This window comes from Maricaulis sp. (assembly GCF_030149515.1).
Lineage (GTDB): Bacteria > Pseudomonadota > Alphaproteobacteria > Caulobacterales > Maricaulaceae > Maricaulis.
Genome location: NZ_JASBRI010000007.1, coordinates 82,922 through 98,389 on the forward strand (window position 1 = coordinate 82,922; position 15,468 = coordinate 98,389).

A 15,468-nucleotide genomic window follows, 5' to 3' on the forward strand; every position below is an offset into this window, starting at 1 on the left:
CGGGTGTATGGTGAGTGTGTGCTGGCAGATGTGCGGCACGCTGAAGAGGCGGACAGCCCCTAATGATGCAGACCCTGATCGATCGCATTGAGCGCCTGGACGATCGCGTGCTGGAAGGCCGCATCACTGCGCTCAACGGCCTGCTCGTCGAGGCTGAGGGGCCGAAGGCCGGTCTCTGCCTGGGCGCGCATGCCTTGATCGAGACAGGGCAGGGCACTGCCGAATGCGAGATTGTGGGCTTTCGCGGCGAAACTGCCCTGATGATGCCCTTCGGGCCGTTGGAGGGCGTGCGCCCCGGTGCCCGTGTCCGCCTGCAACCTGACGCCGCCCGCGTCCGGCCCTCGGTCTCGTGGCTGGGGCGCGTCCTGGACGGTTTCGGACGGCCGCTGGACAATCACGGTCCCCTGAGCGAGGGCGCCAGCCCCTATCCGCTCAAGGGAAATCCGCCGGGCGCCCACGGACGGGCGCGCCTGGGCGAGCGTCTCGACCTGGGCGTTCGTGTTCTCAATTCCTTTGTGCCCATGCGGCGTGGCCAGCGCCTGGGTATTTTCGCCGGTTCAGGCGTTGGCAAATCGGTCCTGATGTCGATGCTGGCGCGAGCCTGCGACGCCGACGTCATTGTGATCGGCCTGATCGGCGAGCGGGGTCGCGAGGCCCGCGAATTCGTTGAGGATGTGCTCGGTCCGGAAGGCCGCAAGCGATCCGTTGTGATCACCGAGACCTCCGATGCGCCCGCCCTGGCGCGCCGCCAGGCCGCGCACCTGACCCTGACGACCGCCGAATATTTCCGGGACCAGGGCAAGGACGTTCTGTGCCTGATGGACAGCGTCACCCGTTTCGCCCTGGCCCAGCGCGAGATTGGTCTGGCCGCCGGCGAGCCGCCGACGACGCGTGGCTACACGCCTTCTGTTTTCGCCGAACTGCCGCGGCTGCTGGAACGGGCCGGACCCGGCCCGGAGCGTCATGACGGTGGCAAGCAGGGGTCGATCACAGGCCTGTTCACCGTGCTGGTCGATGGCGACGATCACAACGAGCCCATCGCCGATGCCGTGCGCGGCATTCTTGACGGCCATGTGGTGATGAGCCGCGCGATTGCCGAACGCGGCCGCTATCCCGCGATCGACGTGCTGAAGTCCGTCAGCCGGACTGCGCCAGAGGTCTACGACGCGCCGCACCGGCCGCTCGTGGCCGAGGCACGCAAGCTGTTATCGGCCTATGCCGACATGGAAGAATTGATCCGCCTGGGTGCCTACACCCACGGATCGAACCCGGATGTGGACCGGGCAATCGCTCTCAACGAACCGTTGGAAGCGTTTCTGGGACAGCAAAAAGACGAGGCGGCGGACATTCCGGCGACCTTCGCGATGCTGTCCGAGATTTTGGGTGGTGGTGAAGGAGAGCGCTCATGACTCGCTCGCACGAACCCTTGATCCGGCTGGCCCGGTTCAAGGTGGAGGAACTCCAGAAGCAAATGGCGGAACTGGACCGGTCCCGCCAGTCGCTGATCGACCAGATCGAGCGGCTCGAAGCGTCGGTGCCCGAGGAACAGGCGGCTGCGACGGAGTCCAAGGAAGGCTATCTGGCCTACGGCTCCTATGCGCAGGCCGTGATCAAGCGGAAGGAAAACATCCGCGCCTCGCTCGACGAGGTGGAAGTGCAGGCCGATGCCTTGCGCGCCCGCCTGTCGGAAGCCTTCCAGGAATTGAAGAAATACGAACTGCTCGAAGAGCGGCGCTTGGCACGGATCGAACAGGCCGTGCGCGCGGCCGAGCAGGACGAGCTCGACGAGATCGCCCAGATCCGGCACCGCCGGCCGAACTGAACGGGCTGCAAGAAAGAAGGTCCCGGACCACCGGTCCGGGACCTGAGTGTACGTAGTTTCCCACCTACGAGGTTCGCCGGGGCCGAAACCCCGGAGACGTCAGGGCCAGATGCCCCCTAGAACGATTGCGACCAGCTCACATCGAACCGGACGGACCGGCCCGGTTCGCTGACATCTGCGAACACGCGATCGTAATCGTGATCCAGCACGTTCTCGATGCCCGCATTGAGGCTCAGGCCGTGCTCGGCAAAGGGCTGCCAGCTGGCGTAGATATCCGTCACCACATAGCCGGCGCGGTGTTGGGCGGGGTCCACCGGCGCGTCGTAGGCGTCCGCAGCCTGGATGCGTCCGCCCAGGATCAGCCGGTGCCTGTCCAGTGTCCAGCGGCCGTCGATGAAGAGGCGTGTCGGCGCAAGCGTGCCCAGCGGCGCGCCCGTCGCGACATCCTCTCCATCTATACCGGTCAGCGAGGCGTCCATCGCGAAGGCACCTTCCGCGAAACTGGCCTGAACCTCGTAGCCTGTCAGCTCGGCCGCCCCGACATTGCGGCTCTGTGTGGTCCCGGCCGAGCAGGGCGAGAAGAAGGGCGGTGCGAAACAGGTCGGATCGAAGGCAAAGTCAACGAAAAGGTCGATCAGGTTTTCCGCGTCGGTCTCGTACCAGGACGCGCGCAGGTCCAGCCGGTCAGCGCCGACCCGGTCGGCCAGGTCTACGCCGAAACCGATTTCCAGGGTCTCGGTCTCCTCCGGCAGCAGGTCCGGATTGGCAATGAATTCGTTGGAGATGAAGACCGGCGGGCCGAGGATGATGTGCGGCAGCGAGAAATGGGTGCCGTCCAGATACAGTTCGTTGATCGACGGCGCACGGAAGGCCTCGCCCCAGCTGACGAAGATGTTGAACGTGTCGATCGGCGCATAGGTCACGCCCAGGCGCTGCGACGTCGCGTCATTGGTCACTGCGGATGTGGTCGGTGTCGATGTCTCGAATTCGTCGTAGCGTATGCCGGGCAGGACGATGACGCGCCCGGGCAGGCCAAAGGGGGCGGGGCCGTCGATTTCCAGCTGGGCCCAGCCCGCCAGGAATTCACTGTCGGCATCCGGTGCCCCGCCTCGCGTGCCGTTCGGATCGTTGCTGTCGAAACCGTCCTGGCTGTCCTCATAGTATTCGCCGCCTACGGTCAGGGCGGTCCGGTAGGCGCCCAGATCGAATGCGAAGCGCTGGTCGCCGCGGACGCCGAAGGTCTCCAGATCGCGCCGCAACCGGCGGCCGGAAACCAGTTCCAGCTCGTCGACACCGGTTTCATTGCGGTAGGCAGTCAGATCCAGGTCCAGCCAGTCGACCGACGGGGGAGCGATCCTGGCGTTCAAGGTCAGATTGTCCGCACCGATATCCTTCCGGGCCAGTGCATTGAGTGAGCCGACGGCGCCGACCCCCTGGGCGTTGTTCGGTTCGACGGCTTCACCGTCGAAGGTCTGCCAGCTCAGCTCGGCACGGATACCCTCGGCGAAATCGTTGCCGATCTTGAACAGACCGGAGAGGCTCTCGTCGTCGGCCGGAAGATCCGCGCCGGAGGCCAGCGCAATATCGCCGCTGTTGCGGCGGGCGATCGAGCCGAGCATATCAAGCGTGCCGTGGCGGCCGTAGGCGCTGGCCGAGGCGCGGGTTTCTTCGTCGACCGAACGATAGCCGGCGCCCAGGCTGTACCCCCAGGTCTCGCCAGCGTCGAGCAGGTCGTGTGCATTGGCCGTGCGGAAGGCGATGACGCCGCCGGAGGCGCCGGAGCCATAGAGTGAGGAAGCCGGACCGCGCACGGCCTCCACACCGATCAACAGGGCCGGGTCGACGAAGAACACGCCGTCATGTCCGGAATTGTAGTTCTGGCGGGCCCCATCGAGCAGGAGTGTCGTGTTCTCACGGCCTTGGCCGCGCAGCGAGAGGGTCTGGCCGGTGTGGCGGGGGCCGCCGGAGACTTCCACACCCGGTACGGTGCGCAGGAGATCGTCCAGATCGACAGGACGGAGCAGGTCCAGCGCCTCTTCGTCGACGGTCGCGGTCATGCCCGGATAGACGAAAGCGTCCAGGCCGGTCTTGGTGGTCTCGACGACGATGATGTCGACGCCATCGTCGCCGGAGATTTCCTGGGCGAAGGCGGGAGTGGCGAGGGCAAGGGCGGCGGCGCCGCTCAGCAACACGGATTTCATTGGGCTGTTTCCTGCGAGTGCGAATGACTTTCAATTTTCCTGTCTTCTGCCTCTTGCGTTTTGCGAATGCAAGTGAGAATTCTTCCTAAGAAGCACAGGAAATTCCCAGGGGGTATTGCCCGGAGGATGAGGGTCCCATGAAAATCGCCTATTTCGCCGCTGCAGCGCTGGCCCTGGCCGGCTGCGCCACGACCAGTCAAACAGCGCCTGTGGCCGAAGCGCCTGCCGCATCGGTTCAGGAACGCTCGCAGGCATTGTTCGAACAGGACCGCCAGGCCATTCTCGCCATGCAGGGTGAGTACGCGGTGACGTTCGACTTCCGCGAGACTGTGCCGATTGCCGAGGGTTACGAACTCGCGGAGCCCAAGTTCACACCCGCCCGTGAAGTCGTGATCGTTGTCGAAGACACTGGCGATTTCATCATGCTGCAGCATCTGCTGATTGTCGGCGAGGCGGACAATCCCTTCATCGTCAAGCACTGGCGCCAGGACTGGCGCTACGAGCCGGATGCTGTTCTGGCCTTCCAGGGCCATGACGACTGGACGGTCGAGGAAGTTCCTGCCGCCGATGCGGCCGGCGCCTGGTCCCAGACTGTCTATCAGGTCGACGACAGTCCGCGTTACGCCGCCGTGGCGCAATGGGAGCACGATGCCGAGGGCATTTCCACCTGGGAACCGCCGGTCTCCTGGCGTCCGCTGCCACGCCGCGACGACACGACCCGCGACGACTATGATGCGATCGCCGCGGTGAACCGCCACACCATTACGCCCTGGGGTTGGACCCACGAGCAGGACAATTCCAAGATCGTTGTGGAGGAAGACGGTTCCGTGCGTGAGCTCGTGCGCGAGATCGGTATCAATACCTATCGCAATAGCGACCTCTCCAATGACCAGGCCGCACATGACTATTGGGAAGCGACCCATGAATACTGGGCGCTGGTGCGCGAACGTTTCGACTGGCTGGAGGCCAATACCGGGCGTTTCCACATCGAGGACGACGCCGAAGGCACGCTACTCTACGGTCCGGTCCTGGAAGCCGGCCAGCGGGTTCTGTTCGGCATGGCCACCGTTGAGGAGGCTTTCGCCGAAGCTGAGACCTATCTGGATAGCCAGATCACGGTGATCGAGTAGAAGCGCCTGGAAGGCCGGGTGAATGCGCGGGCGGGGACAAGGCTCCGCTCGTTATCTCGGGTGCAGCCTATTTCGCTGCGACGGCCGGGGCGACGCCTGCCCGTATCGGTACGGGAACGGGGTCGAGTGCGCGGCAGTGATGGACGATGGCGTCGCGCATCCAGCGCATCGCACCGTCGAGCTCGAAACGCCGGTTCCAGTACAGCGTGATCGGCACGCAGGGGATTTCGAAGGGCATCGCATAGACGGCAATGCCGCCTTCTGCCGCCATTTTGGCACCCAGCCGGCTCGGCACGCTGGCGACCAGATTCGTCGTCTTCACCAGGTGGGCAACCGTATTCATATGCTGGGTCGTTACGGCGACCCGGCGGCGGTAACCGTGGCGGCCGAGGACCTCGTCGACCAAGGATTCGGAGTCTCCGCGCTGTGAAAAGTTGATATGGCTCAGGGCGGCGAAGCGTTCGATATCGGGCAGGCCCTTTACTGTCGGGTGGCCGATACGCGCCACGAAGACATGTTGCTCGTCGAACACCTGACTGACCCCGAAACGTTTGGCCACGGGGGCATCCTTGTGCAGCAGAAAATCGATCTCGCCGGCGTCGAGCATGTCCAGCCCCTCGTCCAGATCGGCCCCGCGCAGGCGCAGGTCGATCAGGGGCGCTTCCTCGGCCATGTGCGCCATCAGTTCGGGCAGGACGAAAAGGTCGAAATAGTCGGCGCATGCGATCCGGAACTCGCGCCGGCACAGGCGCGAATCGAAGGCGGGGCCGGAATCCAGCGCCTGTTCGATATGGCGCAGGGCTTCGCGCACATCCTTGATGATCTCGCTGCAGCGCTCGGTCGGTTCGATCCCGCGCGGGGAACGCATGAAGAGCTGGTCGCCGAAGGCGGATCTCAACCGGGAGAGCGCGTTCGAGACGGTCGGCTGGGACACGTTGAGCCGCCGCGCGGCGCGGGTCACATTGCGTTCGTGCCAGAGCGCCTCGAAGGTCACCAGCAGGTTCAGGTCGACGTGTTTCAGCGTCATGATGGCCATCCTTGTGCGCCGCTCAACATTGTCCGCCACTAGAAGTGACGGGTCAGCCGAAGGGTCAGCGCATCGTCCCGCCTGACGGCAAAAAGCCCGTCCTGAGGGTCGACATCGAGCGTGAACCGCCCCTCGACTTCAAGGAAGATATGGGAACCGAACCGGCGTTCCGCTTCTATCAGGCCTGCGATTGAGCCGTTTTCCGTATCGACGATGGCGCCGCCGAGTAAGGATGTGTCGTTGAAATCGTTCATGGCGAAACGTCCGCCCAGGAAGACGTCATTGTTGAATGTGGTTGGCGGGGCGATGGCCGGGTCGCTGTCGCGGCCGTCATGATGATACTCGATCAGAACGCCGAAATCCGCGCCGGAACGGGTGATACCGTAGAACGTGTATTCCAGCCCGCCGGTGAAGGCGCCGAACGTGTGGCCCTGGCCTTCGCGAACCAGCGCTTCCCCCTTCCACAGCCAGGCGCCGCGGGTCAGCTGCACATCGGCTGAGAGCTGGGAGATGATGGCGTAGTAGGGCTGCAGGGCCTGCCCGTCCGGTGTGCGGCGGAAGGCGGGCGCCCGGCTGGTGCCGTGGAAGGCGGCAAGGCCGACATCCCAGTCACCGAGGAAATGGCTCCAGCGCGCGGCAATGTCGACATGACGTTCCTCGTCAGCGTGTTCGTAGACGGGGGCATCGGTATCGACGGGAAGCGGACCGCGCAGCCGGCCATCCAGGCCCGGGAAGGTGCGTTCGCGAAAGCCGGGCAGGATGTAACCTTCCAGCCGGCCCCAGCCGGTCTGGTGCGTCACGCGCAAGGCGGGCTGGCCCAGCTTGTCCTCGCCGTCGCTGTCTTCGACCAGATCGGTCTGGTTGACGATATCGACGAGGTGGCGCGATTCAGCGACGCCCCAGAACACCTTGATAACCCCCGTCTCGACGGTGAAGCCATCGCCGATATAGCGGTAGAAACCTTCTCGCAGGTCGGCGTGGGTGCGTTCGCCGTCAAGACTGTCGATCCGCGCCCAGGGTACCAGCACGACGTGGTGCCGCCGGTCCTCGCTGCGCCAGCGGAAGTCGCCCTCGAGGATGATGGAAAACTGGGCGCCGTCCTCCTGGCCGGGCCAGGCCGGGGCCTCAGCGAATACCCGCGCTTCTGTGCCGGCTGAGCCGCCAGTATCCCACTCCCCCCGGGCATGGGCCGCCGTGGCGCCGAACAGGACAGCGGCCAGGATGAGGAGAGGCATGGCCAGGGATCTGAGCAAGCGTAGTGTGGAATTCATGTTGGTCTCGCATCGGGAAATCCGCCGCGGTTGCACCGACAGGGAGACGTGCAGCCGCGGCGGCCAGGCGCGATCCCGCTGGGGTGCCGGCGCAATGCGCCGGCGGGGACCGCTGGGGGGCTTGTGACGGCCTAGTACTGGCGCTCCAGAACGCCGCGCACGAAATCGTTGTCGCTCAGGCCAACACCGAATTCGAATTCGCCGTAGTTCAGCTCGGTGGACTTGCCGGTTTGGTGATTGGTCATCGTCAGCGCGTGCGAGCGCCAGATGCCGTCCCCGTATTCGCGGTAGTCGGCCAGATCGAGCGTTTTGAGGAGATCGCCGCGGCGGTCGAAGAACTCGATGCGGCGGATTTGGTAGACCTCCTGGTCGATATAGGAGACCTGGCGCGAATAGCCGGAATTCCCGTAGCGCGGAAAGCGCTCGACGACATCCACGGTCAGGGTCTCGCCACCCACCGAGATCTGGGCCGTGTCGAGATAGTTGTGCTCATACTTGTTGAGCTCCACGGCGGTGAAATCCTCGAAGGCAAATTCGGACCCCACGAAGGGGCCGGACTTGTTGGCCGAGGAAATCCGGCGGACGCGCGCCAGGGCCGGCAGGTAGAGCCATTGATCGTCCGGTTCCAGGATGCGGGCATGGGAGAGCAGGGCCGTGCCTTCCACGTCCGCCGGCGTATTGAACACCACGATCGACTTGTCGCCGACCGTATTGTCCGCCCGCTCCAGCGTCTGGAAGCTCAGCTCGCGCGATGTTTCCTGGCCGGCGGCGTTGCGCAGGACCATTGTGGCCTCCACGCGGCTGTCGGCGAAGCCATTGTCGGAATTGTCCGAGCGCATGGCAATTTCATAGCCGCGCCGCTCGCTGTCGTTGTCGACCCAGTCGGGTAGTGCCATGTCCTGGGACAGGGCGGGCGCCGCCAGGGCGGCAATCGCCGCCAGGGCGAGAAGGGGCTTACGCCACGGGTTGATAGTCGCGGTCTTCATTGGAGCGTTCTCCGGATTGGGTTTTCGGGGAGGTGAGCTTGGACAGTTCCACCAGCAGGGCCGGCAGGAGCAGGAAGTCGAGCACCAGGGCGAAGACGATCGCCAGGGCGGTCAGAAGTCCCATGTCCGCATTGAGTTTGAAGGTCGACATGGCCAGCACGGCGAAGCCGGCTGCAAGGATGATCGTGTTGATCGCCACCGCCATGCCCACAGTCTCGAAGGCGTAGCGGATGGCTTCGGCAGTCGAAGCGCCCCGTTCCACGCGGGCGCGCCGGTACTTGGTCAGGAAGTGGACCGTATCGTCGACGACGATGCCGAGCGACACCGCACCCACGGCCGCAACCGAGAAACCGACCGTGCCGACCAGAAGCGCCCAGGTGCCGAATGTGGTGAGGATCGGCAATGTGTTGGGCACCAGGCTGAGCAAGCCCAGGCGGAAAGAGCGCAGCGCCAGGATCATAACCAGGCCGATTGCGATCACCGCCAGGATATTGCCGGATATCATGGAGTTGACATTGCGTTCGGCGATAAAGGCGAACATCACCTGCGCCCCCGTCGCCGAGGTGTGCATGTAGTCCGGCGTGTTCGCGACCAGCCAGGCTTCCGCGTCGTCGAGGAAGGCCTTGGTTTCCTCGGTGGTGACATTGTCCAGCGTCACGGTGAGGCGGGTGGCGGACTTGTCGATATTGATGCGGTCGTTGAGATCCAGCCCGTAGGGCAGGGAGAGCTCGTAGAGTAGTAGATACTGAGCGGCCAGGCTGCGATCGTCAGGGATGCGGTAATAGGCCGGGTTGTCCTCATGCATGTTGCGGTTGAGCCGCCGCATGATGTCGGTGATGGCGTAGACGTGGGTGACGTTCTCCTGCTGGCGTGCCCATTGCGCGAACGCGTCCAGATTCCGCAGGTATTCCGGATCGGACACGCCACCGGCGCCGTTGGCCGGCACGGAGAATTCGACCGGATAGAGACCGAAATGCTCCAGCGCGATGTCATTGTCCCGGCGCACTTCCAGGCTTTCGTCGAAATAATTCACCCACTGATCGTTGAGCTCGATTGTCGGGATCAGCGCGATCAGTGCCGCCGAACCGGCGGCCGACAGGATCAGCACCGTACGGCTGCGGCGGGTGACGAAATCGGCCAGCTGGCCCATGCGGGCAGTGGCGTCCTTGCCGTTACCAGTACGCGGCGCCGCCTTCATCGGCAGCAGCGAGACGATGGCCGGCAGGAAGGTGATCGACAACAGCCACGCGGCGGCAATACCGATCGCCGTCATCGTGCCGAGATGGCCGAAGGGCGGCGAGTCCGACAGGTTCAGCGCCATGAATCCGATAATCGTGGTCACCGAGGTGATGGAGACGGCGAGGAAGTTGATCCGCACCGCATCGACGATCGCTTCTCGCTTGGGCAGGCCGTCGCGCATGCGTTGGCGCATCGACATCAGGATGTGGATCGAGTCGGCAATGGCCAGGGTCAGGACGATGGTCGGCGCGGAGGCGGAGACCGGGGTCAGGCCGATCGCCATGAAACCTGCCGATCCCATCGCGACGATCGACGAGAACAGGATCAGGAACAAGGTCGCCAGAGTTCCGCTGATCGAGCGGATGGCGATCATCATGATTACCAGGAGCACGCCATACATCAGCGGGATCAGGGTCGCCATGTCGCCCATGCCGGATTCCATGAAAGCGTTGTTCATCATGGAAATGCCGGACAGCACGACATCGACGTCGGGATAATCGGCCTCGATCCGATCGCGTAGTGCCCGGACCACGGCGACCGCTTCGGGCACTTCCATGGCACTTTCTTCGGGGTATTGCAGGACGATATTGACGGCGGTTGCGTCGCCCTCGGGCGTGACAAGCTGATTGCGAAGCAGCGGTTCGTTGAGGGCGACGGCGCTACGCCGGGAAATCTGCGATGCGCTCATGCTGCGCGGGTCGCGGATCAGATCCTCGACAATCAGATTGTCGCCTTCCGCCCAAGTGTGCTGGAAGTTGGTGATGGAATCGACCCGGATCGCGTAGGGGACCTGCCAGCCGGCTTCGGTGATCTCTTCCACGGCGGCAAGGGTTTCCTGCGTGAAGACATTGCCGTTGGCGGGCCGCACGACGATCAGGAAATTGTCGTTCTTGGTATAGGTCGCCTGGAAATTCTCAAAGGCCGTCAGGTCGGGGTTCTCGCTGGAAAAGAAGGCCCGGTAATTGGTGTCGAACGACAGGTTCGGCATGCCCGTGGCAAAACCGAACGTGGCGAGAAGGGTGAGAAGGATCACCCCCCACCGCCAGCGGATCATGACGTCGGCGAGCGCGGTGGCGAACGCGTCCGTGCGGTTTCTGATTGCGCCCATTTCGGGTCCTTTCAGGCAATACTGTGCCAACGCCGGACGGACGCCCGGCGTGGAGATGTGCGCGCGCCGGAGATGGACGCGCCGGAATTCAGTCGATTTGAGGAGCGGTCCTGTCCGGACCGCAGGCGGCTAGCCTTCGCTCGCCTTGATCATGTCGGGTCCCTCCTTGTGCCGACGCAGATGACGGATCGCGGCACAATTGGGGAATGCCGGCCGGCATCGCCAATCGATGAGGGGAATATCGTTCATTGGCGATATGAATAATGCGAGGCGCATGCGGAGACCGACCGGAAAGGCGGGCGCACCTGTCCGGCATGATTACGGGGCAGTTGGCGGTCAGAAACCGTGTTCAGCCACGTCCATAGCGTCGTTTGGCCCAATAGATGGCGCCAATGGCGATCATATAGATCGACAGCCGCAGGAGCACGACGATACCGCCGCGTTCGTCGAGGCGGGAGATGGCGAAGTCGAAGGCGAAGTCCGGCGGAATACCGGTGGCCCAGCGGTAGAAGAAGGGAGCGGCGGCGTCGACGAAAAAGGCGATGGCCGCGGCGGCCGGCCATTGGGGCCATTTGCGCATGATCAGGGCGGCGACCAGCGAAAGCACAATGATCAGCCACCAGTCAAAGGGTGTGAAACCGGATGCGAGCCGGTCGCCCATAGTATCGTACATGCCCCAAACGCTCCCCTTCACACAAACGTCCCGAGGGGAGTTTACGCTGCTTCTTTGCCGCGCGCGAGTGACCCGGCGAGGGCTTGGAGATCCTTGGCCGCATCGCAGGCAGGGGCGCGGACCGAAACACAGGTCTGGTTCCGGATCGCCGCCGGCACGTTGTGATCGCGGCGGATGATGCCGGCCAGCGTGGGCGTGAAGGACAGGAAGGCCTCGCACGTCTTGCGGAAGGCACTGAAAGCGTCGCGGGCCGTGCGCATGTCCGGCGCATTGTTGATCACCACGAGAGGCGAAGCGCCGTCGTCGTGCAGGCGCAGCGTCTTCACGAAAGCGTAGGCGTCGGTCAGCGAGGTGGGCTCGTCGTTGAGAACGATCACCACATCATCGGCGGTCAGTGCCAGCCGGACGGTGGCCCGGTCAGCGCCGGCGGCGAGATCCAGGATGGCGCGGTCGTAGGACAATGCCAGGGCTGCCACTCCGGTGGCGAGTTTGGTGAGGCCGGGGCCGTGGAGATTGGCCAGCGCGCCGGAACCGGACCGGCCCGAAATGACGTCGAACCCGCCTTTTTCGGCCGCGCCGCCCAGGGCCGGGCAGACGGCGTCAGCCAGACCGATCCGTCCGTTCAGCACGGTGGAGATGTCCGAGGCGGGCTGCAGGCCCAGCTGGACGTCGATATTGGCCATGCCCAGATCGCCATCCATCAGCAGGACGCGTTCGCCCATGGAGGAGAAGGCGTGGGCCATGCCGATGGCAGCTGCGGTCTTGCCGACCCCGCCCTTGCCCGAGGCTACGGCCAGGATCCGGCCGGCGGAACGGTCTTGCGGTGCGGAAGCGAGTTTCATCAGTCCGCCTCGTCGAACGGGGTTTCACGATCTTCGATCAGCACGCGGGCAAGCCGCAAGGGCGTTGCCGGAGCGAGTCCGCCGCCGATGAAGGGGGTGGAGGAAATCTGGGCGAAGGCCAGGCCGGTTTCGCCGACGCCGAGAATGGCACCGAGACGGCGGGCACAGTCCAGCTTGACCGGAACGGCCCGGCTGGCGCCGATGGAAGCAAACAGCGAGGCGGCGTCCTCGGCGTCTTCCGGTGTCAGTCCGGCATCGAATACATAGACGATCTCGGCCCGGGCCGAGTCGGCGAAGGCGAGCGTCATGTCCAGATCGTCGAGCTCGAACGGGTTTACCGCAGGGGCGTCGATCAGGGCCGGACCTTCCAGCTCGGCGACGGCATCCATCATTTCACGCGGATCGTCGACCGTCTTGAAACCGGCGCCCATGCGTTTGGCGAGGGCTGCCAGGCGGTCGTCCGCTCCCGCGCGCTCACCGTCGCAGGAAATCAGGGTCGGTGTTGCTCCCGCGGTGATGGCGCGGGCGGCGGTCTTGGCGAGGGCCGAGGTCTTGCCGACCCCCGGCGTTCCGGCAAACAGCACGGCGTGTTCCGGGACTGCGGGCAGCGGCTGGAATGTATAGCGGCACTCGATGGCATGGGCGAGGCGGGCCACGGCGTGGCCATCGGCGAGATCGTGCGCGGCCCGTATCAGGGCCTGGGCTGCCCCGCCCGGTGTGCGATGAAAGCCCAGCGCCCGGATCACCCGGTCGAGATCGCTATCCTCGCGCAGTCCGCGTTCGACCTCGGCCTCCTCATTGAGACGTTCGGCGCGTTGGCGAACCGGTTCGGCCGGTTCGCGGACATAGGCGGCCTCCACAGCGGCCCGCACCTGCACGCCCCCGTTCGGACCGTCGGAGGTGGCGATGATCACTGCTTCCGGCCCCATCTCACGGCGCACATCGGCCATGGCCTGGGTCAGGGATTGGGCTGCGAAGGTTCTAAGATGCATGGCTCAGGTCACCAAGGGGGCAATCATGCAGCCGTTCAGCCGACATGGCCCATGGTCTTCAGTCGGGCGCTGGGGTGAATCTCGTTCTGCGACATCACCACTGTTTGCGGGCGGAAACGTTCCACCAGCGAACGGACATACGGACGAATCATCGGGCTCGTCAGCAGTACCGGAACATGACCCTGAGTTGATGCGGTTTCAAAAGAGTTTCTAATCGCGGCAACGAAATCGTGCAGTTTCGACGGGGCGAGCGCGAGCTGCCGGCGTTCGCCTTCGCCGATGAGCGCCTCCATGAACGCCTGCTCCCATTGCGGCCCCATCGCGAGCACCGGCAGTACGCCGTCATGCGCCTTGTTGGCGTGGCAGATCTGGCGCGCGAGGCGGGTGCGCACATGTTCGACAATGGCGTCGAGATGCTGGGTCGTGGCCGATGCCTCGGCGATGCCTTCCAGAATGGTCGGCAGATCGCGGATCGAGACGCGTTCCCGGATCAGCGACTGCAGCACTCGCTGGATGCCGGCCCGGCTGATCTGGGCAGGCGCAATATCGTCGACCAGTTTCTTGTGTTCCTTGGAGAGCTTGTCGATCAGCTTCTCGACCTCGGCGTAGGACAGCAGGTCCGCCATGTTCTCGCGCAGGAGTTCGGTCAGGTGGGTGACCAACACCGCGGCCGGTTCGACGATCGTATAGCCGCGGAAGGACGCTTCCTCGCGCATGCCTTCCTCAATCCAGGTCGCCGGCAAGCCGAAAGTCGGTTCCTTGACATGATCGCCCGGCATGTCGATCTGCAGGCCGGCCGGATCCATTACCAGAAGCTTGTGCAGTCTCAACTCGCCCCGTCCGGCCTCGAGTTCCTTGATGCGGATGGCGTATTCACTATTGCCCAAGGTCATGTTGTCGATGATGCGCACGGCCGGGGTGACGAAGCCCATTTCCTCGGCCAGCGAACGGCGCAGTGCCTTGATCTGGTCGGTCAGCTTGCGGCCGTCGACATCGTTGATTAGGGGCAGGAGACCATAGCCCAGCTCGATCTTCAGCTCGTCGATGGCGAGCGAATCCTCGATCGGAGTTTCTCCACCGGCCTGCCCTTCTGCAGCCTCCGCTTCGGCGGCGGCTTCGGCATCGGCTGCTTCCTGCGCCTTTCGTTCGACGATATCCCGGTTCATCCATGCCAGCGCTCCGGATCCCGCTGCCATCAGGGCGAAGGGCAGGAAGGGCATACCGGGGAGGATGCCGACCATCAGGGCGACACCGGACACCAGGCCCAGCCCCTGCGGATTGGCGGTCAGTTGTCCGAACACCGCCTTGTCGGCTTCGCCGTCCACACCGGCCTTGGAGACCAGCAGGCCGGCGGCGACGGAGATGATCAGGGCGGGGATCTGGGAAACCAGGCCGTCGCCAATGGTCAGGGTGGAATAGGCGCTGGCGGCGTCGCCGAACGACATGTCCGACTGCACTACGCCGATGATGATGCCGCCGATCAGGTTGATCGCAGTGATCATCAGGCCGGCCATGGCGTCGCCGCGCACGAATTTCGAGGCACCGTCCATGGCGCCGAAGAAATTGCTTTCGCCTTCCAGTTCCTTCCGGCGCTTGCGAGCCTCGTCCTCCGTGATCAGGCCCGCCGACAGGTCGGCGTCGATCGCCATCTGCTTGCCGGGCATGGCGTCCAGGGTGAAGCGTGCGGCGACTTCCGCGATCCGGCCGGAACCCTTGGTGATGACGACAAAGTTCACGATAACCAGGATCGAGAACACGATGATGCCGATGACGACATTGCCCTGCATGACGAAGGCGCCGAAGGCCTCGATGACCTCGCCGGCGGCGTTCGTGCCCTCATGCCCCTGGGAAAGGATCAAACGCGTGGATGCGATATTGAGACCCAGTCTGAGCAGGGTCGTGATCAGCAGGACGGCCGGAAAAGCCGAGAATTCCAGCGGCTTCTTGATGAAGAGCGCGGTCATCAGGACCAGCACCGAGATCGACACCGATGTCGCCAGCGAGAAGTCCAGCAACATTTTCGGCATCGGCAGGAGCAGCATCACCAGAATGGCGAGAATGCCCACGGCCAGCGCGACATCGCCGCGCATCACCCGGTTCAGGAAGGCGCGGTAGTCAAATCCGCTCGCGTTGGAGGCGGCGGTTTCGGAAGCTGCGGTGTCGACCACGATCTAGTC

Annotated in this window: 12 protein-coding genes; 3 read left to right on the plus strand and 9 right to left on the minus strand. The window is 64.3% G+C overall.

Features of this window, described 5'->3' with window-relative positions; genetic code table 11:
• The first annotated feature begins 65 nt into the window (after positions 1-65).
• Entirely contained in the window at positions 66-1,409 is a 1,344-nt protein-coding gene (fliI, locus tag Q1U94_RS03580; RefSeq protein ID WP_366917252.1) for a flagellar protein export ATPase FliI, read from the plus strand.
• Positions 1,406-1,822 carry a flagellar FliJ family protein gene (locus tag Q1U94_RS03585; protein ID WP_300542017.1) on the plus strand — a complete coding sequence of 139 codons (417 nt, stop codon included), beginning with the start codon at positions 1,406-1,408 and terminating at the stop codon, positions 1,820-1,822. Before fliI ends, Q1U94_RS03585 begins: the two co-directional genes overlap by 4 nt.
• A 116-nt stretch (positions 1,823-1,938) precedes the next feature.
• Here the strand turns inward: Q1U94_RS03585 and Q1U94_RS03590 are convergent, their stop codons facing one another.
• The gene (locus Q1U94_RS03590) at positions 1,939-4,023 is read right to left on the minus strand and encodes a TonB-dependent receptor (protein WP_300542019.1); all 2,085 of its coding nucleotides are present in this window, start codon (positions 4,021-4,023) and stop codon (positions 1,939-1,941) included.
• Positions 4,024-4,160: 137 nt separating this feature from the next.
• On the opposite strand from Q1U94_RS03590, the gene Q1U94_RS03595 reads away from it, so the two are divergent.
• The gene (locus Q1U94_RS03595; protein ID WP_300542021.1) at positions 4,161-5,153 is read left to right on the plus strand and encodes a DUF6607 family protein; all 993 of its coding nucleotides are present in this window, start codon (positions 4,161-4,163) and stop codon (positions 5,151-5,153) included.
• A gap of 67 nt (positions 5,154-5,220) precedes the next feature.
• On the opposite strand, the gene Q1U94_RS03600 is transcribed toward Q1U94_RS03595, so the two are convergent.
• The 8 genes from Q1U94_RS03600 to flhA all read right to left on the minus strand — a co-directional run bounded on the left by Q1U94_RS03600 (position 5,221) and on the right by flhA (position 15,459).
• Positions 5,221-6,180: a LysR family transcriptional regulator gene (locus tag Q1U94_RS03600; RefSeq protein ID WP_300542024.1), complete on the minus strand. Its 960-nt coding sequence runs from the start codon at positions 6,178-6,180 to the stop codon at positions 5,221-5,223.
• Positions 6,181-6,218: 38 nt separating this feature from the next.
• Positions 6,219-7,451 (minus strand): hypothetical protein, encoded by a 1,233-nt coding sequence (locus Q1U94_RS03605; protein WP_300542026.1) that lies wholly within the window; start codon positions 7,449-7,451, stop codon positions 6,219-6,221.
• Between the two features lie 131 nt (positions 7,452-7,582).
• Complete coding sequence (locus Q1U94_RS03610) at positions 7,583-8,437, minus strand: outer membrane lipoprotein-sorting protein (RefSeq protein WP_300542028.1); 855 nt, start codon at positions 8,435-8,437, stop codon at positions 7,583-7,585.
• Positions 8,406-10,784 (minus strand): MMPL family transporter, encoded by a 2,379-nt coding sequence (locus tag Q1U94_RS03615; protein WP_300542029.1) that lies wholly within the window; start codon positions 10,782-10,784, stop codon positions 8,406-8,408. Before Q1U94_RS03615 ends, Q1U94_RS03610 begins: the two co-directional genes overlap by 32 nt.
• Before the next feature lie 349 nt (positions 10,785-11,133).
• On the minus strand, positions 11,134-11,457 hold the full coding sequence (locus Q1U94_RS03620; protein ID WP_300542030.1) for a hypothetical protein: 324 nt from the start codon (positions 11,455-11,457) through the stop codon (positions 11,134-11,136).
• Positions 11,458-11,498: 41 nt separating this feature from the next.
• Entirely contained in the window at positions 11,499-12,299 is an 801-nt protein-coding gene (locus tag Q1U94_RS03625; RefSeq protein WP_300542032.1) for an AAA family ATPase, read from the minus strand.
• Positions 12,299-13,291, minus strand: coding sequence for a flagellar biosynthesis-like protein (FlhF) (locus Q1U94_RS03630; RefSeq protein WP_300542034.1), 993 nt, complete (start codon positions 13,289-13,291; stop codon positions 12,299-12,301). Before Q1U94_RS03630 ends, Q1U94_RS03625 begins: the two co-directional genes overlap by 1 nt.
• 35 nt (positions 13,292-13,326) lie before the next feature.
• Entirely contained in the window at positions 13,327-15,459 is a 2,133-nt protein-coding gene (gene flhA, locus Q1U94_RS03635) for a flagellar biosynthesis protein FlhA (protein ID WP_300542036.1), read from the minus strand.
• Between the last annotated feature and the right edge of the window lie 9 nt (positions 15,460-15,468).

What these genes read in the sequence shown, in the direction of transcription:
- fliI (WP_366917252.1), top strand. Translation starts at nt 66, where the DNA reads ATGCAGACCCTGATCGATCGCATTGAGCGCCTGGACGATCGCGTGCTG.
- Q1U94_RS03620 (WP_300542030.1), bottom strand. Translation starts at nt 11,457, where the DNA reads ATGTACGATACTATGGGCGACCGGCTCGCATCCGGTTTCACACCCTTT.
- Q1U94_RS03625 (WP_300542032.1), bottom strand. Translation starts at nt 12,299, where the DNA reads ATGAAACTCGCTTCCGCACCGCAAGACCGTTCCGCCGGCCGGATCCTG.
- Q1U94_RS03590 (WP_300542019.1), bottom strand. Translation starts at nt 4,023, where the DNA reads ATGAAATCCGTGTTGCTGAGCGGCGCCGCCGCCCTTGCCCTCGCCACT.
- Q1U94_RS03630 (WP_300542034.1), bottom strand. Translation starts at nt 13,291, where the DNA reads ATGCATCTTAGAACCTTCGCAGCCCAATCCCTGACCCAGGCCATGGCC.
- Q1U94_RS03610 (WP_300542028.1), bottom strand. Translation starts at nt 8,437, where the DNA reads ATGAAGACCGCGACTATCAACCCGTGGCGTAAGCCCCTTCTCGCCCTG.
- Q1U94_RS03605 (WP_300542026.1), bottom strand. Translation starts at nt 7,451, where the DNA reads ATGAATTCCACACTACGCTTGCTCAGATCCCTGGCCATGCCTCTCCTC.
- Q1U94_RS03615 (WP_300542029.1), bottom strand. Translation starts at nt 10,784, where the DNA reads ATGGGCGCAATCAGAAACCGCACGGACGCGTTCGCCACCGCGCTCGCC.
- Q1U94_RS03595 (WP_300542021.1), top strand. Translation starts at nt 4,161, where the DNA reads ATGAAAATCGCCTATTTCGCCGCTGCAGCGCTGGCCCTGGCCGGCTGC.
- Q1U94_RS03600 (WP_300542024.1), bottom strand. Translation starts at nt 6,180, where the DNA reads ATGACGCTGAAACACGTCGACCTGAACCTGCTGGTGACCTTCGAGGCG.
- Q1U94_RS03585 (WP_300542017.1), top strand. Translation starts at nt 1,406, where the DNA reads ATGACTCGCTCGCACGAACCCTTGATCCGGCTGGCCCGGTTCAAGGTG.